Source organism: Caulobacter sp. GW456-12-1-14-TSB4 (assembly GCF_059424195.1).
This window is the reverse complement of sequence record NZ_JBWKZF010000038.1, coordinates 16,348-36,530: the sequence shown is the minus strand read 5'-3', so window position 1 is coordinate 36,530 and position 20,183 is coordinate 16,348. Positions and strand designations below refer to the sequence as shown.

Sequence of the window (20,183 nt, the reverse complement as noted above, 5' to 3'; positions counted from 1 at the left end):
CACCCCAACCCCTCCCCATCGAGGGGAGGGGCTTCTTTGGAGACCCCCATGAAGGAAACCAAACACGCGGCCTCGCCCGAGGCCCGCGCGGCGCTGGCTGACGTCCTGACGGCGTTCGAGAGCTTCAAGGCCGCCAACGACCAGCGGCTGGCGGCGATCGAGACCAAGCGGGCCGACAGCCTGCTGGAAGAGAAGGTCGGCCGCATCGACGAAGCCATGTCCCGCGCCCAGGACCGCCTGGACCGCATCATGGCGGACCTCCGCCGGCCTGGTCTTGGCGGTGATGCGCCGCCGGCGCACGTCGACGAACGCAAGGCCGCCTTCGACCGCTACGTGAAGACCGGCGAGACCCCCGCCGCCCTGCTCGAAGCCAAGGGCCTGTCCGAGGGTGTGGCCACCGCCGGCGGCTATGTCGCCCCGCCGGAGCTGGAGCGGCTGATCCTGCGTCGCCTGGCGGCCACCTCGCCGATGCGCGAGATCTGCCAGGTCCGCACCATCGGCGCCGGCACGTTCCGCAAGCCCGTCAGCCCGACGGGCCTGGCCGCCGCCTGGGTGGCCGAGACCGCCGCGCGTCCCGAGACCACCGCGCCCACGCTGGACGTCATCGACTTCCCGGCCGGCGAACTCTACGCCAGCCCGGCCGCGACCCAGGCCCTTCTGGACGACGCCTATGTCAGCATCGACGAGTGGCTGGCCGAGGAGGTCCAGGACGCCTTCGCCGCCCAGGAGACCACGGCCTTCGTCACTGGCGACGGCGTCAACAAGCCCAAGGGCCTGCTGAGCTACACCGCCGCGCCGGACGCTAGCTACACCTGGGGCCAGGTCGGCTATCTGGCCACCGGCGTGGCGGGCGCCTGGCCGGCCAGCAACCCGACCGACAAGCTGATCGACCTGATCTACGCGGCCAAGGCCCAGTACCGCCAGAACGGCCGCTTCGTGATGAACCGCCGCACGGTCAGCGCCGTGCGCAAGTTCAAGGACGCGCAGGGCAACTACATCTGGAACGCGGCCCTGCAGCCGGGCCAGTCGGCGAGCCTGCTGGGCTTCCCGGTCACCGAGATCGAGGCCATGCCGGATGTCGGCGCGGGGACCTGTCCGATCGCGTTCGGCGACTTCGAGAAGGGCTACCTGATCGTCGACCGCGCCGGCGTGCGGGTGCTGCGTGATCCGTACTCGGCCAAGCCCCACGTGCTGTTCTACACGACCAAGCGCGTGGGCGGCGGGGTGCAGAACTTCGACGCCGTGAAGCTGCTGAAGTTCGCGGCGAGCTAGGCCGGCCAGCCTCGGCGCTGCCCCCTCCGGCCCTCCGGGCCACCTCCCCCAAAAAGGGGAGGATCGCGCCGCCCAGATGCTCCCCTTTTGGGGGAGCTGTCGCGAAGCGACTGAGGGGGCAGCGCCGCCCTTACCTCCAGGAAAACCCCATGCCCCAATCCCTCACCCTGGCCGAGGCCCGGGCGTTCCTGCGCGCGCCCGACACTTCGGACGATGCGATCCTCACGATCCTGATCGACGCCGCCGAGGCCCATGTCGCCGAGGCGGCCGGCGTCACCCTGACCCCCACGAGTCCCGCGCCGCTGCGGCTGTCGGTGCTGACCCTGGTCGCCCACGCCTACGAGCACCGTGCGTCCGGCGGGACCGATCCGGAGCCCCAGCCCTGGCTGGCCCCGTACCGAAAGGCGCGGCTGTGAGCGACAAGCCCCTGATCGACGCCTTGGTCGCGACCTTGAAGGCCGCGCCCGCCGTCACCGCCGTGGCCGGCCAGCGGATCCACGCCGCCAGCCCGCGCGTGCCGACCTATCCCTGCGTCGTCGTCACCCGGTCGGAAGGTCGGCCGGCCGGCGAGAACGACGCGATCGAGCACCTGCTGACCCTCACCTGCGCCAGCCGTTTCGGTGGGCCGGAGGAAGCCCGCGCGCTGGTCGCGGCCGTCCGCTTGGCGTTGCACGACGCCAAGCCGAGCCTTTCCGGCCGTCGGCTGGTGACCCTGCGGGTGCCCTATGCCGATGTCTTCGCCGGCGCCGACCGCGAGACCACCCTCGGGATCGTCCGCGTGCGGGCGGTGACCGAAGCCCCCTGACAACGGAGAACCGCCATGGCCGCCCAAGCCGGCAAGGACATGCTGCTGAAGATCAGCGACGGGGCCGCCACCCCGACCTTCCACACCGTCGCGGGCCTGCGCGCCCGGACCATCAGCCTCAACGCCAAGACCATCGACGCCACCGACAGCGACAGCACCGGCCGCTGGCGCGAACTGCTGGCCGGGGCCGGCGTGAAGTCGGTGGCGGTCTCAGGCTCGGGCGTGTTCCGCGACGCCGCCTCCGACGCCCAGGTGCGGACGAGCTTCTTCGACCAGTCGGCCCGCGTGTGGCGGCTGGTGATCCCGGACTTCGGTCAGCTGGAGGGGGCGTTCCTGGTCGCGGCCCTGGAATATGCCGGCGAGCACGACGGCGAGGCGGCGTTCGCGCTGAGCCTGGCGTCGGCGGGGGCGGTGACGTTCACGGCGATCTGACTCAGCACAGGCCCCCACCTGACCTGCTGGCGCAGGTCTGTCCGCCCCCAAGCGGGGCGGAGAGCCGCGGCGCCGCTTCTGTTTTCTCCTCCCCCTCTTGGGGGAGGGGGACCGCCGAACGGCGGTGGAGGGAGCCTTCACAGGACGGAAATCTGAAATGCTTCTTCCCAACACCGCACGCGGCGAGGTCGTGGTGAGCCTGGCCGGAGCGCCCCGCCGTCTATGCCTGACGCTCGGCGCGCTCGCCCGCATCGAGACCGCGCTCGGTCTCTCCGACTGGTCTCAGCTACCGGACCGCATCGCCACGCTCAGCGCCCAAGACTTGACCGCTGTGCTGGCCGCGCTGCTGGACGGCGGTGGTGAGCCTGTCGAAATCGCCACCCGCGCCACGGTCCCGGAGGCTGCCAGCGCCCTGGCCGCCGCCCTCGCGGCCTCCGCATGAACTGGGCTGAACCGCTGCGGCTCGCCCTCCGGCTCGGCATCGCGCCGGACGCTTTCTGGCGGCTGTCGCTGGTCGAGTGGCGGGCGCTGACGGAAACCCCGCCGTCGCCGGTCCTGACCCGCTCGGGCCTCACGGCCCTGATCGCCCGCTATCCCGACGAGGAGGTTCTATGAGTGACGACGGCCTCTCTACCGTTCCCGCCCGCGCCGCCGAGGCTGCTGCGTCGCTGGAGGCGCTGAAAGCGCCGGCCGAACGCGCCGCCCGCGCGATCGACGAGTCCTTCGCCAGGGCCGGAAGCTCGCTTGCACGATCGCTAGCTCGCGCCGCATCCGACGGTCAGGTGTCGCTGGGCGAGCTGGCCCGGGCGGTGCTGGGCGCGGCCGGGGCAGGGCTTTCGCAGGCTCTGTCGAAAAGCTTTTCAGGCGCGAGAGCCGACGGCGGGCCGGTCCTGCCCGGCGGCGCCTATCTGGTCGGAGAACGAGGCCCGGAGGTGTTCCGTCCGCACGGCGCGGGGACCATAGAGCCCGCCGGAACGACGGGCGGGATCTCGGTGACGGTCAATGTCCAGGGCGGGGAGGCGTCGGGCCTGATCCGCTCCGACGCCCAGATCGCCCAGGCCTTGGCCCGGGCGGTTGGTCTGGGGGCGAGAGGCCTCTAGATGGCCACCGCCGCGGCGTCGGTCGGGACCGAGCCGTACTTGTTGTCGCGCGGCTCGCCGATGCTGCAGCCGACCCACAGGGTGAAGGCCAGCCAGATGGCGAAGGCGATGAACATCGACATGAACAGGCCGCCGATGGTGGCGAACAGCGCCGCCGAAGGCTCGCCGCCGTTGAAGGCCGTCATGATCGCCGAAATGCCGACCGAGGCGATGGCGCCGAACACCAGGACCGGGCCCAGCACCCACGGCAGCACCTGCCACCAGCCGGTCTGACCCATGTCGTGCAGCCGCTTGGAGTGGATGCAGACGCTGGGATAGATCAGCGCCAGGGCCGCGAGGTGACCGATGCCCGGCACCACGTTCAGCACCATGCTGGCGCCCAGAAGGCAGAGCCAGCCGATCCAGAACGACTGCCGGCCGATGCGGCCCTCAGGCGACAGGAACAGGGTCTTCCAATCCATTTCGGTCTCCAATCTCGAACCCATAAGTAGGGCCCGACGACCCGCCGATGAAGTGAAAAGCGGGTCATGACGCAGACTTAATCGCGCAGCGCCCTGAACGGCTCCGCTTGGCGTCCGGTTTTTCCGCAAACCTTTTCACGAAATTGGGGGATCGCGATGAGCGAGTTCCACGAGGCGCGCCTGCCCGCGCGCCTGGCGTTCGGCTGCACGGGCGGGATCGAGCGGCGCACGCAGGTCGTCACCCTGGCCTCGGGCTTCGAGCAACGCACCAGCCCGTGGGCGCAAGGCCGCCGCCGCTACCTGATCGCCACCGCCGCGCGGCCGCTGGACGAGCTGGCCGCGCTGACCGCCTTCTTCGAGGCGCGGGGCGGGCGGCTGGCGGGGTTCCGCTTCCGCGACCCGGCCGACTTCAAGTCCTGCGCGCCGTCGGGGCAGCCGGGCGCGATGGACCAGCCGCTGGGTGTCGGCGACGGGACGCGGAAGACGTTCCAGTTGATGAAGGGGACGCGGACGATCGCCAAGCCGGTGGCCGGCACGGTCAAGGTGGCGGTGGGCGGGGTCGGGGCGCCGTTCAGCGTCGATACGGCCACGGGCCTGGTGACCCTGGCCACCGCGCCGGCGGTGGGCGCGGCGGTGACGGCGGGGTTCGAGTTCGACACGCCGGTGCGTTTCGATCTGGACCGGCTGGACGTGACCCTGGAGGGCTTCTCGGCCGGCCGCGTGACCGCCTGCGCCCTGGTCGAGGTGCGGGTCTGATGCGCGTCCTGCCCGAGGGGATGGACGCGGCCCGCCTGTGCCGCGCCTGGATCGTGGTCCGCGCCGATGGCGTGAGGCTGGGCTTCACCGATCACGATCGCGACCTGGTGGTCGATGGCGTGACGTGCCGAGCACGCGGCGGCTGGAGCCCCGGGGCGCGGGAGGCGGCGGCCGGCTATGCGCCGGGGCAGGGCGCGGCGCTGGGCGTGCTGGACGACGCCGGGATCATCGAGGCCGAGTTGGCGGCGGGGCTCTACGACGGCGCCCGTGTCGCCGAGCTGTGCGTCGATTGGAGCGCGCCGCATCGGCTGGTGCGGCTGTGGAGCGCGACGATCACGGCGGTCAGCCGGGAGGGGGAAGCGTTCAAGGCCACGCTCGCGGGGCCGCTGGCGGATTTGGAGCGGGTGGCCGGGCGGACGTTCACGCGGCTCTGTGATGCGCGACTGGGCGATGCGCGGTGTGGGATCGCGGCGGCGCCTGGAGCGAGCTGTGACAAGCGCTGGGCGACGTGTGTCGGGACGTTTGCGAACGGCGTGAATTTCCGGGGTTTCCCGACGGCGCCGGGGGAGGACTTCCTGACGCTGTATCCCGTCGAGGGGGAGCGGAACGATGGGGGAAGGCGGTGAGTCAGCACTTCCCCCCACCTGACCTGCTGCGCAGGTCTGTCCGCCCCCATGAGGGGGCGGAGAATTCTTCACTCCGCCCTGCGGGGAAGGCTCTCCTCCCCCTCTTGGGGGAGGGGGACCGCCGAACGGCGGTGGAGGGGGCCTGCGTCATCCTCCGCCACACTCGCCTCTGGCTCGGCACCCCCTACCGCCACCAGGCCTCGACCCTCCATGCCGGCTGCGACTGCCTGGGCCTCGTGCGCGGCGTCTACCGCGCCCTGCACGGCGCCGAGCCTGAACCGCCGCCGCCGTACCGTCCCGACTGGGCCGAGACCGACGGCCGCGAACTGCTGCTGGAAGCCTTCCACCGCTGGCTCATCCCCACCGACACGCCGCGCCCCGGCGACGTCCTGGTCTTCCGCATGGCCCCCGGCGCGGTCGCCAAGCACTGCGCGATCCAGTCCGGCCCCGACCGCATGATCCACGCCTATTGGGGCCGGGCGTGCGTCGAGAGCCATCTCGGCCGCTGGTGGCGCGAGCGCCATGTGGCCGCCTTCAGATTTCCCACGGAGCTTCCATGGCCCAGGTGATCCTCTCCAGCGTCGGCGCGGCGATCGGCGGCCCTCTCGGAGCCGTGGCCGGCGCAGCGCTGGGCGGTCTCGTCGACCAGGCGGCGATCAACGCCCTGACGCCGGCGCGGCAGGTCGGTCCGCGCATACCCGAGCTGCGCCTGACCGGCGCGGCCGAGGGCGCGGCGCTGCCGTGCGTGTTCGGCCGCGCCCGCGTCGGGGGGCAGGTGATCTGGGCCGCGCGCTTCCGCGAGAAGCGGGTCGAGGGCCGGGTCGGCGGCGCCAAGGGCCAGAAGACCGCCAGCTATAGCTACAGCCTGTCGTTCGCCGTGGCGGTGGCCGAAGGCCCGATCGACGGCCTGGGCCGCGTCTGGGCCGACGGCAAGGTCATGGACATGACCGGCGTCACGATGCGCCTGCATCGCGGGACCGAGGACCAGGAGCCCGACCCGCTGATCGCGGCGATCGAGACCAACGCCCCGGCCTATCGCGGCGTGGCCTATGTAGTGTTCGAGGACCTGCCGCTGGACGCCTACGGAAACCGCCCGCCGCAGCTGTCGTTCGAGGTCTTCCGGCGGCCGCGCGCGCCTGGGACCTTGGGTCTGGAGGACCGGCTGAAGGGCGTCTGCCTGATCCCCGGCGCGGGCGAGTTCGTCTACGCCACCGAGGCCGTCCTGCGCCGCAACGGCCTGACCCGCACCGAGTCCGAGAGCGTCCACAATGCCGAGGGCCGGCCCGACCTGATGGTGGCGCTGGACCAGCTGCAGGCTCAGCTGCCCAACGTCGACCACGTCACCCTGGTGGTCGCCTGGTTCGGCACCGACCTGCGCTGCGGCCGCTGCCAGATCATGCCGGGCGTTGAGCAGGACGCCAAGGACACCCTGCCGCTGACCTGGAGCGTGGCGGGCCTCGGGCGCGGCGAGGCGCATCTGGTTTCGCGCCAGGACGGCGCCCCGGCCTATGGCGGCACGCCGTCCGACGCGGTGGTGCTGCAGGCCATCGCCGAACTGAAGCGGCGGGGGCTGAAGGTGACGCTCTATCCGTTCATCCTGATGGACACGCCCGACTATCCGTGGCGCGGCCGGATCACCTGCGAGGCCGGCGCGGACGGGACGTTCAACGCCCTGGTGCAGGTGAACAGCTTCTTCGACGGGACCTGGGGCCTGCGCCGGATGGTGCTGCACCAGGCCTCGCTGGCGGCGCAGGCCGGCGGGGTGGACGGCTTCGTCATCGGCTCGGAGCTGCGCGGCCTGACCACCGTGCGCGGGTCGGGCGGGACCTATCCGGCGGTCGCCAAGCTGAAGGCCCTGGCCGCGTCGGTCCGCGCGGTGGTCGGTCCGGAGACCCAGCTGGGCTACGCCGCCGACTGGTCGGAATACTTCGGGCACCAGCCGGGCGGCGGCCACGCGGTCTTCCACCTGGACCCGCTGTGGTCCGATCCGAACATCGATTTCGTCGGCGTCGACTGGTACCCGCCGGTTACCGACTGGCGCGAGGGCGAGGACCATCGCGACGCGCGGGCCGGCTTCTTCGGACCGCACGACCCGGCCTATCTGCGCGCGGGTCTGACGGGCGGCGACGCCTTCGACTGGTTCTACGCCAGCCAGGCCGACCGAGACGCCCAGGTCCGCACGCCGATCACCGACGGCGCCTATGGCGAGCCGTGGATCTGGCGCGCCAAGGACCTGAAGTCCTGGTGGAGCCAGCCGCACTATGATCGGCCCGGCGGCGTGCGCTCGGCGACGCCGACGGCCTGGGTCCCGATGTCCAAGCCGATCCGCCTGACCGAGTTCGGCTGTCCGGCGGTCGACAAGGGGGCCAATTCGCCGAACCTCTTCATCGATCCGAAGAGTTCGGAAAGCTTCCTGCCGCCCTATTCGACCGGCGCGCGCGACGACTTCGGCCAGCGCCGCTACCTGGAGACCGTGCTGGCCTGGCTGGAGGAGCCGGACGCCAATCCGGTCTCGCCGATCTATGGCGGGCCGATGATCCAGAGCGCCAGCGCCTGGTGTTGGGACGCGCGGCCGTTCCCGGACTTCCCAGCGCGCTCGGACGTCTGGAAGGATGGTGGAAGTTGGGTGCTGGGCCACTGGCTGACCGGCCGGGCCGGCATCGCGCCGCTGCCCGAACTGATCGAGGCCCTGGGCGCTCGCGCCGGCGTGGCCATCGATCCGGGCGAGGCGGGCGGGACCGTCGGCGGCTACGTCGTCGATCGGCCGATGCGGCTGCGCGACGCGCTGGCGCCTTTGACCGAGGCCTTCGCCCTGGATCCCGTCGAGCGTGGCGATCACGTGAAGATGCTGGCGCGCTCGGGCGTCGCTGCGGCGACCTTGACCGAGGACGACCTGGCGCTGCCCGACGACGGGCCGGGCGAGACGGAGACCCGCACGCTCGACCCGGCCGTCGAGGCTCTGCGCCTGCGGTTCCTGGACGCAGCGCGCGATTATCAGGTCGGGGCGCTGGTCGTGCGGCGCGAGGCCGGGCAGGGGACCCGCGACGCCGACGCGCCGATCGCCCTGGCCGCCGCCGAAGCCGAGGCCGTCGCCCACCGGATGTTGGCCGCCGACGCGGCGGCGCGGCGGACGCGGATCGTACATCTGTCGCCCTCGGCGGCGCTGCGGCTCGAGGCCGGCGACCGTCTGGCCGTGGACGGCGCGACCTGGCGGGTGCAGCGGCTCGATCTCGACGAGCAGCCTCGCGCCACCCTGGTCCCGACCCTGGCCGAGATCGGCGTGGGCAAAGGCCTGGACTGGAGCCCGGCCCCGCCGCGCGATCCGCCCGCGCCGCCGGTGCTGCACGTGCTGGACCTGCCGGCCGACAGCGGCCTGACCGACGATCCTCGGCCCCTGGTCGCGGCGGCGTGCGAACCATGGCGGTCGTTGGAGGTCCATGCCGGCGCCGGGATCGACACGCTGAAGGTCCGCGCCCGCGTCGCCAGCCCGGCCACCCTGGGCGAGACCCTGTCCGACCTGCCGCCGGCCTCGCCGCACCGCCTCGACAGCGCGGGCGCGCTGACCGTGCGGCTGGAGGGCCGGAGCCTGGCCGCCGCGCCGCTGGCCGCCGTGCTGGCCGGCGACAACGCCCTGGCCGTCCGCGCCCCGTCCGGCGATTGGGAGGTCATCGCCTTCCAGGCCGCCGAGCTGGTCGCGCCGGACACCTGGCGGCTGTCGGGTCTGTTGCGGGGCCAGCGCGACGGCGCGGCGAGTGAAACCCCGATCCCCGCCGGCGCGCCGGTCGTCCTGCTGGACGAGGCGGTGGTGCGGATGGACGTCGCCGCCTTCGAGCGCGGGACGCCGCTGATCGTCCGCGCCGCCTCGGCGGGTGGTCCGCCGTCCGGTCCGGCGATGACGCAGATCGCCACGACCTGGACCGGCCGCGGCCTGCGTCCGCTGGCCCCGGCCCACCTGCGCGCCCATCGGATCGGTGGCGACCTGCACGTCGCGTGGATCCGCCGCGCCCGTCTCGGCGGCGATGCCTGGGAGGGCGAGGTGCCGCTGGCGGAGGGCGTCGAGCGCTATCGCGTCCGCGTGCTGGACGGCGAGGTTCTGATCAACGAGGCCGAGGTCGCCCAGCCGTCCTTCGTCCTTCCATCCGCGCCGCCTGCGGTCCGGATCGAGGTCGCCCAGGGCTCGTCGCTTTACGGCTGGGGCGTCCCTGCGACGACAGGCCTGTGGTAAATTAGCCACATAGGGCCTTGCGCGCCGCTCTGGACGTTCTAGATGGAGGGCGGTACCGAACCTCCCCCCGTCTTGGGCCCACTTGACCTAGAGGACACTCCTTGGCGCGCGACCCCTATCAGGAACTCGGCGTTTCCCGCACCGCCACGGCGGACGAGATCCGCAAGGCGTTCCGCAAGCTCGCCAAGCAGTATCACCCGGACACCAATCCGGGGGACAAGAAGGCGGAAGACAAGTTCAAGCAGGTCAGCGCCGCCTTCGACATCGTCGGCGACGCCGAGAAGCGCAAGAAGTTCGACCTGGGCCAGATCGACGCCGACGGTCGCGAGACCATGCGCGGCTTCGGCGGCCAGCCGGGCAACGGCCCCTTCAACGCCGGCGGCTTCGGCCAGGGCGGCTTCCACCGCGAACAGGGGCCGGAGATCGATCTCTCGGACCTGTTCGGCGGCATGTTCGGCCAAGGGGGCGCGCGCGGCCCGTTCGGCGGCGGCGGCCAGGCCGGCGGCGGCTTCTCGGCCAAGGGCGCGGACATCAAGGCCCGCCTCGACATCGACCTGGAAGAGGCGATCAAGGGCGGCAAGAAGCGCGTGGCCTTCTCGGACGGCCGCACGATCGACGTCACCATCCCGACCGGCGCCCAGGAAGGCCAGACCCTGCGCCTGAAGGGCCAGGGCAGTCCCGGCCGTGGCGGCCAGGGCGACGCCCTGATCGAGCTGTCGATCAAGCCGCACCCGATCTACCGCCGCGAGGGCGAGGCCCTGGTCATGGACCTGCCGATCTCGATCCCCGACGCGGTCCTGGGCGGCAAGATCGAAGCCCCGACCCCGGACGGCAACGTCATGCTGAACGTGCCCAAGGGCAGCAACAGCGGCCAGACGCTGCGTCTGAAAGGCCGCGGCATGCCCGACGCCAAGGGCAAACGCGGCGACCTCCTGGCGAGGCTGGTCGTGACCCTGCCGGAAACGGTGGAAGAAGACCTCGAAAAGTTCGCCCAGGCCTGGCGCGATCAGAAACCGTACACGCCGAAGCGGAAGTAGGGCGGTTATCGCGACGCCATGTGTCGACATTTGTTGACACATGGGCAACTCGGTCCGATCCTGCCGGTCGAGGAGATCGGCCATGCAGGTCATCGTGAAGAAGTGGGGCAACAGCGCCTCGGTCCGTATCCCTGCCCGGGTAATGGCGGCTGCCGACATCAGCATCGATCAGGCTGTCGACGTGCGCGAAGAGAACGGCCGCATCATCATCGAGCCGGTCCGCGCGCCGGAATACGATCTCAATGCGATGCTCGCCGAGATGGAGCCGGAGACCTTCCATGAGGATGTCGACTTCGGCGGTCCTGTCGGCAAGGAATTCTGGTGAGCGGCCGCTATGTCCCGGACGCGGGCGATATCGTCTGGCTGCAGTTCGATCCGCAGGCGGGTCACGAGCAGGCTGGCCATCGCCCGGCGCTGGTGCTTTCGCCAGCGGCCTATAACGGCCGGCGCGGCATGATGCTGTGTTGTCCGATGACCAGCCGCATCAAGGGCTATGTGTTCGAGGTCGTCGTGCCTGGAGACGCGCCTAGCGCCGTCCTGGCGGATCAGATCAAGAGCGTCGACTGGGTCGCGCGCCGCGCAGAACGCAAAGGCGTCGCTCCGATTGGCGTGCTCGCCGAGACCCGCGCCAAGCTCAAGGCGTTGCTGGGTGTCTGATCGCGACGCGACCGCCAGCGCCCGAACGCGGCCATTCCGTTCGCTCCAAGCTTGTCCGGTCGTGACAGAACGTCGCAGCCCGTTCATAACCCGGGCGTTCAGTCTCCATTCAGCCGCGATCCCTTAGACCGGAGAGCATGAAAACGATCCGCGCCATCATCGCCGCCGCCGCGCTGGCCGCCGCCCTTCCGGGCGTCGCCTCGGCGCAGCGTCATGACCGAGGTCCCGACAGCCTGGGCGCCGACTGGCGCGCGCAGTCGGACCAGGCGCGGGGCGGCGTGCAGTCGGGCCAGCTGGTGCCGCTGTCGCGGGTGATCGACATGATCGGTCGTCGCGTGCCGGGCCGTGTGCTGGACGCCGGGCTGGAAGGCTCGAACTATCGCGTGCGCTGGGCCACCGCCGACGGCCGCCGCATCGACTTCATCGTCGACGCCCGCACCGGCCAGATCCTGAGCGGCGGCTAATACGGTTTAGGAGCTTCCATGCGTATCCTGCTCGTCGAGGACGATCCCGACCTGTCGCGCCAGCTGAAGCTGACCCTGGGCGACGCCGGCTATGCCGTCGACCACGCTCCGGACGGCGAGGAAGCCCAGTACCTGGGCGAGAACGAGCCCTATGACGCGGTGATCCTCGACCTCGGTCTGCCCAAGGTGGACGGGGTGTCGGTGCTGGAGCGCTGGCGCCGGGGCAACATCGCCACGCCGGTGCTGATCCTGACCGCGCGCGGCGCCTGGAGCGACAAGGTCGCCGGCTTCGACGCCGGGGCCGACGATTATCTGGCCAAGCCGTTCCACACCGAGGAGCTTCTCGCTCGTCTCCGCGCGCTGCTGCGCCGCTCGGCCGGCCACGCAGCGCCGTCGCTGTCGTGCGGCGCGCTGCGCCTGGACCCGCGCGCCGCCCGCGCCAGCGTCAATGGCGAGCCGCTGCGCCTGACCTCGCTGGAATACCGCCTGCTGCACTACATGATGATGCACCAGGGCCGGGTGATCGGCCGCACCGAGCTGGTCGAGCACTTGTACGACCAGGACTTCGACCGGGACAGCAACACCATCGAGGTGTTCATCGGGCGCCTGCGCAAGAAGCTGGGCGCCGACCGGATCGAGACCGTGCGCGGCCTGGGCTATCGCCTGGCCCCGCTGCCGGGCGAAGAGACGGCCTAGCTCTTTGCTGGACCTGCGTCGCCGTTCGCTGGTCCGCCGCCTGGTCCTGATCGCCGGGATCTGGACCCTGCTGGTCGTGCTGATCGCGGGGGTCTTCCTGACCGCCCAGTTCCGCAGCGCCGCCATCCGCCGCTTCGACCAGTCGCTGGCGGTGCTGACCGACGACCTCTATGCCGGCTCGACCGTCGAGGACGGCCAGCTGCGCGCGCCGGTGCTGACCGACATCCGCGCCACGCGGGCCTATTCGGGCCGCTACTGGGTGATCCTGGACAAGTCGCTGGACGGGGCGATGAAGCCGGTCGAGCGCTCGCGCTCGCTGTTCGACAGCGACCTGATGCTGTCGTCCAAGCAGATCGACCAGCTGGACGCCGCCCCGGGCCAGACCCAGTATTTCAACATGCGCGGGCCGCAGGACAAGCCGCTGCGCGCCGCCGCCATCCTGGCCCGCCTGCCGGGCTATGCCGACCCGGTGGTGTTCCTGGCCGCCGAGGACCGCACGCCGATCGACGCCGACGCCGATCGCTTCGCCCGCATCACCGCCTTCGCCCTGCTGATCCTGGGCGGCGGCCTGATCCTGGGCATGGTGGTGCAGGTGCGCTTCGGCCTGCAGCCGCTGTTCCGTCTGCGCCGCGAGGTGGCTTCGGTGCGCCGGGGCAAGGCCGAGCGGCTGGAGGGAATCTATCCCGTCGAGCTGGAGCCGCTGGCCGTCGAGCTGAACGCCCTCTTGACCCACAACCAGGAGGTCGTCGAGCGCCAGCGCACCCACGTCGGCAACCTGGCCCACGCCCTGAAGACGCCGCTGTCGGTGATGCTGACCGAGGCCTCCCAGCAGCCGGGTCAGCTGGCCGAGGTGGTCGAGCGCCAGGCCCAGACCATGCGCGAGCAGGTCGACCACCACCTGCGCCGGGCCCGCGCCGCCGCCCGCTCCCAGACCTCGGGAGAGCGCACGCCCGTCGAGCCGATCCTGGACGAGCTGGCCGTGACGCTGGAGCGGATCTTCCAGGACAAGGGTGTCGAGATCGACTGGCGCTGCCCCGAGGACCTGGCCTTCCAGGGCGAGAAGCAGGACTTCATGGAGCTGGCCGGCAACGTGATGGAAAACGCCGGCAAGTGGTGCAAGGGCCGCATCCGGGTGGAGGCGACGCCGACGGGCGAAGCGCGCATGACCGTGACCGTCGACGACGATGGTCCGGGCCTGCCGCCGGAAGAGCGCGCCCAGGCGCTGAAGCGCGGCCAGCGGCTTGACGAGAACGCCCCCGGATCGGGGTTGGGCCTGTCCATCGTCGATGAATTGACCCGCGCCTATGGCGGATCGGTCCAGCTTGGTGAATCCCCGATGGGCGGATTGCGTGTGGTTCTCGACCTTCCGAGGGCCGAAACGTAACTTCCGGTTGCGCTCAATTGTCACAGAACGGGGTTTGGCCGGCCTTCGACACCGGTGACTTAAACTTCTGGTAGATAACGGCTTTTCCAGCCGCGACATCCTGTTGCGGACCGCGTGAATTTTACACGATTTCGGAAATCCTTAACCTCGTTACGAACATGGTTGACGCTTGTCGGAATCACTCTTCCGACACGGGGGACCATGGGCACGATCGCCGCGCATAAATTGCAGATCATCCGGACGCTGGTGGAAACCGCTCCGGACGCGGCGCTGCGCAGCCTGGAGCTGGCCCTGTCCAGCGCCGGGGCCACCGGTTCGCTGGCCGCCGTGCGCGGCCTGGTCGAGGACGAGACCGCGAGCCGCTTCGTCCGCAACAACATCCTCAGCCCCATCGTGCCGCTGTGCGCCAAGCGCCGCGACGGGCAGATTCAGTTCCCCTCGGCCGTGCTGCCGCGCCTGTGGCGGGCCCTGAAGTCGGTGGCCCCCTCGCGCGTCGAGGAAGCCGCCGCCAAGTGTAATCCGTGGGACCTCGAGACGGGCGTGCCCGAGGTGTTCGACGATCTGTGCAAGACCGCCGCAGCGGGCCTGCGCGACGCCGAGAACGGGGCCTTCGACAGCGTCCGCTCGCTGTGCGATCCCGAACAGCTGGCCCTGTGCCTGCAGCTGTCGGCCATCACCCGCTCGTGCCTGCCCAAGCTGTCGGAATGGATCAGCCGCATGTCGGAAGAGCGCGCGGCCGCCGCGCGCCTGGCCTATCGCGACGCCTGCCGGATCAGCGACGACGCGGGTCCCCTGATGCTGGACATCCTGTCGGCCCACCTGCCGGACGACTGGCGCATCCTGCGCGTGATCTCGGCGGTCATGGACCGGCCCAGCGACCGTTATCTGGCCTCGTCGGAGGTCAAGCAATTCGGCGAGCGCGTGCTGGCCGAGATCGACGCCTCGATCATCCAGATCGAGACCTTCAACTTCTCGGACGGCGAACGGGTCGGCCGCGAGGCGGCCCAGGTCGCCCACCGCGTTCAGCTGCAGATCGTCGAGTTCCAGCAGTCGGTCGACGTCGCCAAGGACGGCCCGTGGGGCAAGCGCCTGGCGCGCCACAAGCAGCAGATGGCCAAGGTGTGCGAACAGCGCATGGACCAGGCCGACAAGACGCTGGAAGCGGCCCTGCCGCTGCGGTCGCTGTCGATGATGTCCAAGAAGGGCAGCAAGGGCGCGGCCAAGCTGACCGACGAGCCGGACGAGGCGCTGATCCGCCGGGCGCAGTCCGCTCTCGCGTTCATCGCCGAGCTGCGCGCGTGCGCCGACAAGGCCGGCTATGGCACGTCTCGCAACAAGGTCCTCGAGAAGCTCAACAGCCGTCTGGACCCCTATATCGAGGACGTCCTGCACGTGGCCCGCACGGGCGACGGCGGCGACTCGGGCCTGGCCGTGAAGTACCTGGACGTGGCGGCCGGCTTCATCGCCTACACGCGGGATGACAAGACCGCCGAGATCGTCCGCCGGCGGGCCGCGGCGGCGATCGCGGCCTAGGGTTTGTTCCCTTTTTGTTTGCATTTGGCGCGAGGGCGCGTCTAGGCTGTGTCTTGCGATGGGGCGACTTCGAGAGCACATCTATGGACATGACGCGCGAAGAACTGGACGCGAAGCTGGAGGCGTTGGAAGCCCGCTCGGACGCCAAGTTCGAGCGCATGTTCGCGCACATGCAGACGGCGCATGCTGACTTTCGCTCGGAGTTGCGCGCCGACCTTCAGGCGTCCCACGCTGGGCTGTCCGCCAAGATCGACGCGCTGGCGGCCAGGTCGGTCGACAAGGTCACGGCAGTAGGGATGCTGATCGGCGCGATCGCCCTGATCTTCTCGATGATCGCCTTCGGCGGCGACCAGTTCGGTGCGGGTCGTGAGGTCGGCGTGGCGATCGCGGCGCTGGATGCGAAGATCGATCGCTTGCAAGCCAATCAGCCGGCGCTCGCAGCAACGCCGGCGCCGTCATCGCCAGCAGCGGCGCCAAAGGCCGTGGACGTTCGGAAATAGCCTGCAAAGCCTTCGAGGCCGTTCAAGGGCTCTGAGGTTGATGGCTCGAGAACCGCCCGGACCCACTTAAGCGCTTTTTCCGCTAACGGCGGGCGTGGGAACAGGCTAACACGCCGCCATGATCGCTTTCTGGATCGCTGCGGCGGGGCTGTCGGCCGCGACGGCGGGGCTGGTGCTGCGGGGCGCGGCGCGGGCTCGGCCCGTCGACGACGCCCAGGCCCGGCTGGAGCCGCATCGTCGCCGTCTGGCCGAGGTCGAGCGCCTGGCCCTCGACGGCCTGCTGGCTGAAACCGAACTCAAGGCCGCCCGCGCCGAGGCCGGGCGGGGCCTGCTGGCCGCCGCCGACCAGACCGAGGTGTGGGAACGCGACGGCGCTGGCCCGCGCAAGGCCGTGGTGCTCGGCATCGGCGCGGCCTGTGTCGCCGCCGCCGGCCTCTATCTCACCCTGGGCAAGCCCGAGATGGCCGACCAGCCCTACGCCCAGCGCGTGGCCGCGTGGAAGGCCGCCGATCCGGCGACGCTGGAGCCCGAGAAGATCGCCGCCGTGCTGGAAGGCGTCGCGGCCGAGCGGCCGAGCGACCCCGAGCCGCTGGTGTTCCTGGCCAAGGCCCGCGCCGCCGCCGGCGACCTGCCCGGCGCCGAGGCCGCCCTGCGCAAGGCCGTTCGCCTGGCCCCCAAGCGCGCCGACCTCTGGAGCCTGCTGGGCGAGACCTTCGTCATGGAGGCCAAGGGACAGGTGGGCGCCGACGCCAAGCTGGCCTTCACCGAGGCGCTGAAGGTCGCGCCGAACGACATCCGCGCTCGCTACTATATCGGTCGCGGCAAGGTGGCCGACGGCGACGTGGCCGGCGGTCTCGCCGACTGGCGGGCCCTGGTGGCCAGCCTGCCGGCCAACGATCCGGGCCGCGCGGCCTTGGGCCAGGAGATCGCCCAGGTCGAGGCCAGCGGCCGCCTGCCCAGCGACCAGCCGGCCGCCGACGCCAATCCGCAGGTCCAGGGCATGATCGCCGGCATGGTCGAGGGCCTGGCCGCGCGCCTGGCCCAGACGCCGGACGACACCGACGGCTGGGTGCGCCTGGTCCGCGCCTATGCCGTGCTGGGCGAGACCGCCAAGCGCGACGCGGCGCTGGCTTCGGCCTCGGCTCGCTTCAAGGACCAGCCCAAGGTGCTGTCGGCCCTGCGCCAGGCCGCCGACACGCCTCCGCAGAAGATCGCCCCATGAGTTTCTGGCCGAAATCACGCAAGGCGCGCCGTCGCCTGACCATCCTGCTGGCCGTCGCGCCGGTGCTGGCCCTGGCCGTGGGTCTGGCCCTGTTCGGCCTGCGCGACAGCATCTCGCTGTTCTACACCCCGGCCCAGGCCCAGGAGGCGCATGTCGCCCCCGGCCGCAAGGTGCAGCTGGGCGGCCTGGTGCAGCACGGCAGCGTGGTCAAGCATCCCGGCGGCGACGTCGAGTTCGTGGTCGCCGACCAAAAGGCCACGGCCAAGGTCAGCTATCACGGCGACCTGCCGGACCTGTTCCGTGAAGGGCAGGGGATCGTCGCCGAGGGGACCTTCGACGAGCGCGGTGTCTTCGTCGCCAAGCAGGTGCTGGCCAAGCACGACGAACGCTACATGCCCCGCGACGTCGCCAAGGCGCTGAAAAAGCAGGGCGAGTGGCGCGGCGAGGGGGCGGCTGCTCCTAGCTACGACTCCAAGGCCTACGGAAAGCCGCCCTCTGGGAAGGGGGGCGCATGATCGTCGAACTGGGCAGCTTCGCCCTGATCCTGTCGCTGATGCTGTCGGTCGCCCAGACCGGTCTGTCGGCCGTCGGCGGCGCTCGCCGATCGCCGGTGCTGGCCGGAGCCGGACGCGGCGCGGCGGTGGCGACGTTCGTCGCCGTGGCCGTGGCCTTCGCGGCGCTGATCCACGCCTTCGTGGTCTCGGACTTCTCGGTCGCCAACGTGGCGGCCAACTCGCACACCGCCAAGCCGCTGCTCTACAAGGTGGCCGGGGCCTGGGGCAGCCACGAGGGCTCGATGCTGCTGTGGTGCCTGGTGCTGACCGGCTACGGCGCGGCGATGGCCTTCTTCGGCGACAGCCTGCCGCCGCGCTTGCGGGCCTACGCCATCGCCATCCAGGGCGCGCTGGGCGTGATGTTCCTGGCCTACACCGTGTTCGCCTCGAACCCTCTGGAGCGGCTGGTCGAGGTCCCCGTCGAGGGGCGCTCGCTCAATCCGCTGCTGCAGGACTGGGCGCTCGCGGTGCACCCGCCGTTCCTCTACAGCGGCTATGTCGGCTTCTCGGTGGTCTATTCGCTGTCGCTGGCGGCGCTGATCGAGGGGCGGATCGACGCGGCCTGGGCCCGCTGGGTGCGGCCCTGGACGCTAGCGGCCTGGAGCCTGCTGACCGTCGGCATCACGCTGGGCGCCTTCTGGGCCTATTACGAACTCGGCTGGGGCGGCTGGTGGTTCTGGGACCCGGTCGAGAACGCCAGCTTCATGCCGTGGCTGATCGGCGCGGCCCTGCTGCACTCGGCCATCGTCACCGAGCGGCGCGGGGCGCTGCCGGGCTGGACGGCGTTCCTGGCCCTGGCGGCCTTCACCTTCTCGATGCTGGGCGCCTTCCTGGTGCGCTCGGGCGTGCTGACCAGCGTCCACGCCTTCGCCGTCGATCCCACGCGCGGCGTGCTGCTGCTGATCATGATGGGCGTCGCGGCCGGCGCCGGTTTCCTGCTCTTTGGCCTGCGCGCCGGCAGCCTCAATCCCGGCGGCCAGTTCCGTCCGGTGAGCCGCGAGAGCGCCATCGTGCTCAACAACATCCTGTTGTCGACGGCGACGGCGGTGGTGCTGCTGGGCACGCTGTATCCGCTGATCCGCGAGGCCATGGACGGCGAGGCCGTCTCGGTGGGGACGCCGTTCTTCAACCTGACCTTCGTGCCGCTGATGGTCCTGGCCTTCTGCGTCCTGCCCGCCGGACCGCTGCTGGCCTGGAAGCGCGGCGACGCCAAGGGCGTGGCCCGCAAGCTGTGGATCGTGCTGGCCGTCGCCGCCGCGCTGGGCCTCGTCGCCTACGGGATCGTGCAGCCGCGCAAGGCCTTGGCCAGCGCCGGTCTCGCCCTCGGCTTCTGGCTGCTGGGCGGCGCGTTGCTGGAGATGGCCGAGCGCCTGAAGCTGTTCCGCGCCTCCGCCGCCGAGAGCGCTCGCCGCGCCAAGGGCCTGCCACGCGGCGCCTGGGGCACGACCCTGGCCCACGCGGGCCTGGGCGTCTTCGTGCTGGGCGCGTCGTTCGAGACCGCCTGGCGTGTCGAGGCCGCTCAAGCGCTGAGCCTCAACGACAGCCACGCCCTGGGCGCCTACACCCTGACCCTGACCGATGTCGGCACGGTCGAGGGGCCGAACTACCTGGCCGAGCGCGGGATCGTGAAGGTCATCAACAAGGCCGGCGTGGAGGTCTGTCGCGCCGAGCCCGAGCGCCGCTTCTATCCGACCGGGGGCCAGACCACTTCGGAGGTCGCGATCTGCCCCCGCGCGCTGGACGACATCTATGTCGTGCTGGGCGAGCGCCGGGCGGGCGAGGGCGGCAAGCCGGCGTGGCTGGTCCGCGCCTATGTGAACCCGTGGGTGCGGCTGATCTTCCTGGGCCCGCTGATCATGGCCCTGGGCGGCGTGGTGTCCCTGTCCGACCGCCGGGTGCGCCTGGGCGTTGGCCGCCGCGCGCGGGAGACCGCCGCGTGAGCCGCGTCCGCGCCCTGCTGGTGGCCCTGGCCGCCGTCGCCCTGATGGGCAGTGCGTCCGAGCCGAGCGAGCGCCTGAACGATCCGACCCAGGAAGCCCGCGCCCGCGTCCTGTTCAAGGAAGTCCGCTGCCTGGTCTGCCAAAACGAGTCGATCGACGATTCCGAGGCCCAACTGGCCGGCGACCTGCGGCGAATTGTCCGTGAGCAGGTCAAGGCGGGTCGCAGCGATGGCGAGATCCGCACGTTCCTTGTGCAGCGCTATGGCGAATTCGTGCTGCTGAAGCCGCGCTTCTCGGCGGGCAACGCCGCGCTGTGGCTAGCCCCGGTGGGGGTTCTGCTGGTCGGCGGGGTGCTGATGGTCGGTCTTCTGCGCCGTCGCGAGGCGACCGAGACCGAGCTTTCACAGGAAGAAGAAGACCGCGTCGCCAGATTGCTTCAAGACGATTGACACGATTGCGCCGAAATGGAGCCGCATGAAGCGAGCTCCAATGACGTAAAGGTAATTCGAGAACCATTGC

At 70.9% G+C, this 20,183-nt stretch carries 24 protein-coding genes; 23 read left to right on the top strand and 1 reads right to left on the bottom strand.

The window, feature by feature from the left end; translation table 11 throughout:
• The first annotated feature begins 48 nt into the window (after nucleotides 1-48).
• From AC07YH_RS24190 to AC07YH_RS24160, 7 genes are all read left to right on the top strand, one after another.
• The gene (locus AC07YH_RS24190) at nucleotides 49-1,272 is read left to right on the top strand and encodes a phage major capsid protein (protein WP_494749455.1); all 1,224 of its coding nucleotides are present in this window, start codon (nucleotides 49-51) and stop codon (nucleotides 1,270-1,272) included.
• A 149-nt stretch (nucleotides 1,273-1,421) separates the two neighbouring features.
• A complete protein-coding gene (locus tag AC07YH_RS24185; RefSeq protein WP_494749454.1) occupies nucleotides 1,422-1,688 on the top strand; it encodes a head-tail connector protein in 267 nt (88 codons plus the stop codon).
• Nucleotides 1,685-2,077: a DUF3168 domain-containing protein gene (locus AC07YH_RS24180; RefSeq protein WP_494749453.1), complete on the top strand. Its 393-nt coding sequence runs from the start codon at nucleotides 1,685-1,687 to the stop codon at nucleotides 2,075-2,077. Before AC07YH_RS24185 ends, AC07YH_RS24180 begins: the two co-directional genes overlap by 4 nt.
• 15 nt (nucleotides 2,078-2,092) lie before the next feature.
• Nucleotides 2,093-2,509 (top strand): phage major tail protein, TP901-1 family, encoded by a 417-nt coding sequence (locus AC07YH_RS24175; protein ID WP_494749452.1) that lies wholly within the window; start codon nucleotides 2,093-2,095, stop codon nucleotides 2,507-2,509.
• A gap of 157 nt (nucleotides 2,510-2,666) precedes the next feature.
• Nucleotides 2,667-2,951: a GTA-gp10 family protein gene (locus AC07YH_RS24170; RefSeq protein WP_494749451.1), complete on the top strand. Its 285-nt coding sequence runs from the start codon at nucleotides 2,667-2,669 to the stop codon at nucleotides 2,949-2,951.
• Nucleotides 2,948-3,124, top strand: a complete 177-nt coding sequence (locus AC07YH_RS24165; protein ID WP_494749450.1) for a phage tail assembly chaperone — start codon at nucleotides 2,948-2,950, stop codon at nucleotides 3,122-3,124. Before AC07YH_RS24170 ends, AC07YH_RS24165 begins: the two co-directional genes overlap by 4 nt.
• Entirely contained in the window at nucleotides 3,121-3,609 is a 489-nt protein-coding gene (locus AC07YH_RS24160; protein ID WP_494749449.1) for a phage tail tape measure protein, read from the top strand. The genes AC07YH_RS24165 and AC07YH_RS24160 overlap by 4 nt, the downstream gene beginning before the upstream one ends.
• Here the strand turns inward: AC07YH_RS24160 and AC07YH_RS24155 are convergent.
• Nucleotides 3,606-4,070, bottom strand: a complete 465-nt coding sequence (locus tag AC07YH_RS24155; RefSeq protein ID WP_494749448.1) for a DUF805 domain-containing protein — start codon at nucleotides 4,068-4,070, stop codon at nucleotides 3,606-3,608. The genes AC07YH_RS24160 and AC07YH_RS24155 overlap by 4 nt on opposite strands.
• A 156-nt stretch (nucleotides 4,071-4,226) precedes the next feature.
• On the opposite strand from AC07YH_RS24155, the gene AC07YH_RS24150 reads away from it, so the two are divergent.
• The 16 genes from AC07YH_RS24150 (at nucleotide 4,227) to AC07YH_RS24075 (ending at nucleotide 20,113) form a co-directional block, all read left to right on the top strand.
• Nucleotides 4,227-4,826: a phage distal tail protein, Rcc01695 family gene (locus AC07YH_RS24150; RefSeq protein ID WP_494749447.1), complete on the top strand. Its 600-nt coding sequence runs from the start codon at nucleotides 4,227-4,229 to the stop codon at nucleotides 4,824-4,826.
• On the top strand, nucleotides 4,826-5,452 hold the full coding sequence (locus AC07YH_RS24145; RefSeq protein ID WP_494749446.1) for a phage/gene transfer agent baseplate hub protein: 627 nt from the start codon (nucleotides 4,826-4,828) through the stop codon (nucleotides 5,450-5,452). Before AC07YH_RS24150 ends, AC07YH_RS24145 begins: the two co-directional genes overlap by 1 nt.
• 131 nt (nucleotides 5,453-5,583) lie before the next feature.
• A complete protein-coding gene (locus AC07YH_RS24140) occupies nucleotides 5,584-6,021 on the top strand; it encodes an NlpC/P60 family protein (protein WP_494749445.1) in 438 nt (145 codons plus the stop codon).
• The gene (locus tag AC07YH_RS24135; protein ID WP_494749444.1) at nucleotides 6,009-9,677 is read left to right on the top strand and encodes a baseplate multidomain protein megatron; all 3,669 of its coding nucleotides are present in this window, start codon (nucleotides 6,009-6,011) and stop codon (nucleotides 9,675-9,677) included. The genes AC07YH_RS24140 and AC07YH_RS24135 overlap by 13 nt, the downstream gene beginning before the upstream one ends.
• Nucleotides 9,678-9,778: 101 nt before the next feature.
• The gene (locus AC07YH_RS24130; RefSeq protein WP_494749443.1) at nucleotides 9,779-10,714 is read left to right on the top strand and encodes a DnaJ C-terminal domain-containing protein; all 936 of its coding nucleotides are present in this window, start codon (nucleotides 9,779-9,781) and stop codon (nucleotides 10,712-10,714) included.
• 82 nt (nucleotides 10,715-10,796) lie between these two features.
• Nucleotides 10,797-11,039: an AbrB/MazE/SpoVT family DNA-binding domain-containing protein gene (locus AC07YH_RS24125; RefSeq protein WP_494749442.1), complete on the top strand. Its 243-nt coding sequence runs from the start codon at nucleotides 10,797-10,799 to the stop codon at nucleotides 11,037-11,039.
• Nucleotides 11,036-11,371, top strand: a complete 336-nt coding sequence (gene mazF, locus AC07YH_RS24120) for an endoribonuclease MazF (RefSeq protein ID WP_494749441.1) — start codon at nucleotides 11,036-11,038, stop codon at nucleotides 11,369-11,371. Before AC07YH_RS24125 ends, mazF begins: the two co-directional genes overlap by 4 nt.
• Nucleotides 11,372-11,508: 137 nt before the next feature.
• Complete coding sequence (locus AC07YH_RS24115) at nucleotides 11,509-11,835, top strand: PepSY domain-containing protein (protein ID WP_494749440.1); 327 nt, start codon at nucleotides 11,509-11,511, stop codon at nucleotides 11,833-11,835.
• An 18-nt stretch (nucleotides 11,836-11,853) separates the two neighbouring features.
• Nucleotides 11,854-12,531, top strand: coding sequence for a response regulator transcription factor (locus tag AC07YH_RS24110; protein ID WP_494749439.1), 678 nt, complete (start codon nucleotides 11,854-11,856; stop codon nucleotides 12,529-12,531).
• Between the two features lie 4 nt (nucleotides 12,532-12,535).
• Nucleotides 12,536-13,915 (top strand): ATP-binding protein, encoded by a 1,380-nt coding sequence (locus AC07YH_RS24105; protein ID WP_494749438.1) that lies wholly within the window; start codon nucleotides 12,536-12,538, stop codon nucleotides 13,913-13,915.
• A 162-nt stretch (nucleotides 13,916-14,077) separates the two neighbouring features.
• The gene (locus AC07YH_RS24100; RefSeq protein ID WP_494749437.1) at nucleotides 14,078-15,448 is read left to right on the top strand and encodes a hypothetical protein; all 1,371 of its coding nucleotides are present in this window, start codon (nucleotides 14,078-14,080) and stop codon (nucleotides 15,446-15,448) included.
• 83 nt (nucleotides 15,449-15,531) lie between these two features.
• Nucleotides 15,532-15,948: a hypothetical protein gene (locus tag AC07YH_RS24095; protein ID WP_494749436.1), complete on the top strand. Its 417-nt coding sequence runs from the start codon at nucleotides 15,532-15,534 to the stop codon at nucleotides 15,946-15,948.
• A gap of 118 nt (nucleotides 15,949-16,066) precedes the next feature.
• Complete coding sequence (gene ccmI / locus AC07YH_RS24090) at nucleotides 16,067-17,170, top strand: c-type cytochrome biogenesis protein CcmI (protein ID WP_494749435.1); 1,104 nt, start codon at nucleotides 16,067-16,069, stop codon at nucleotides 17,168-17,170.
• Nucleotides 17,167-17,685: a cytochrome c maturation protein CcmE gene (ccmE, locus tag AC07YH_RS24085; protein WP_494749434.1), complete on the top strand. Its 519-nt coding sequence runs from the start codon at nucleotides 17,167-17,169 to the stop codon at nucleotides 17,683-17,685. Before ccmI ends, ccmE begins: the two co-directional genes overlap by 4 nt.
• Nucleotides 17,682-19,664, top strand: a complete 1,983-nt coding sequence (locus tag AC07YH_RS24080) for a heme lyase CcmF/NrfE family subunit (RefSeq protein WP_494749433.1) — start codon at nucleotides 17,682-17,684, stop codon at nucleotides 19,662-19,664. Before ccmE ends, AC07YH_RS24080 begins: the two co-directional genes overlap by 4 nt.
• A complete protein-coding gene (locus AC07YH_RS24075) occupies nucleotides 19,661-20,113 on the top strand; it encodes a cytochrome c-type biogenesis protein (RefSeq protein WP_494749432.1) in 453 nt (150 codons plus the stop codon). The genes AC07YH_RS24080 and AC07YH_RS24075 overlap by 4 nt, the downstream gene beginning before the upstream one ends.
• Nucleotides 20,114-20,183: the final 70 nt, after the last annotated feature.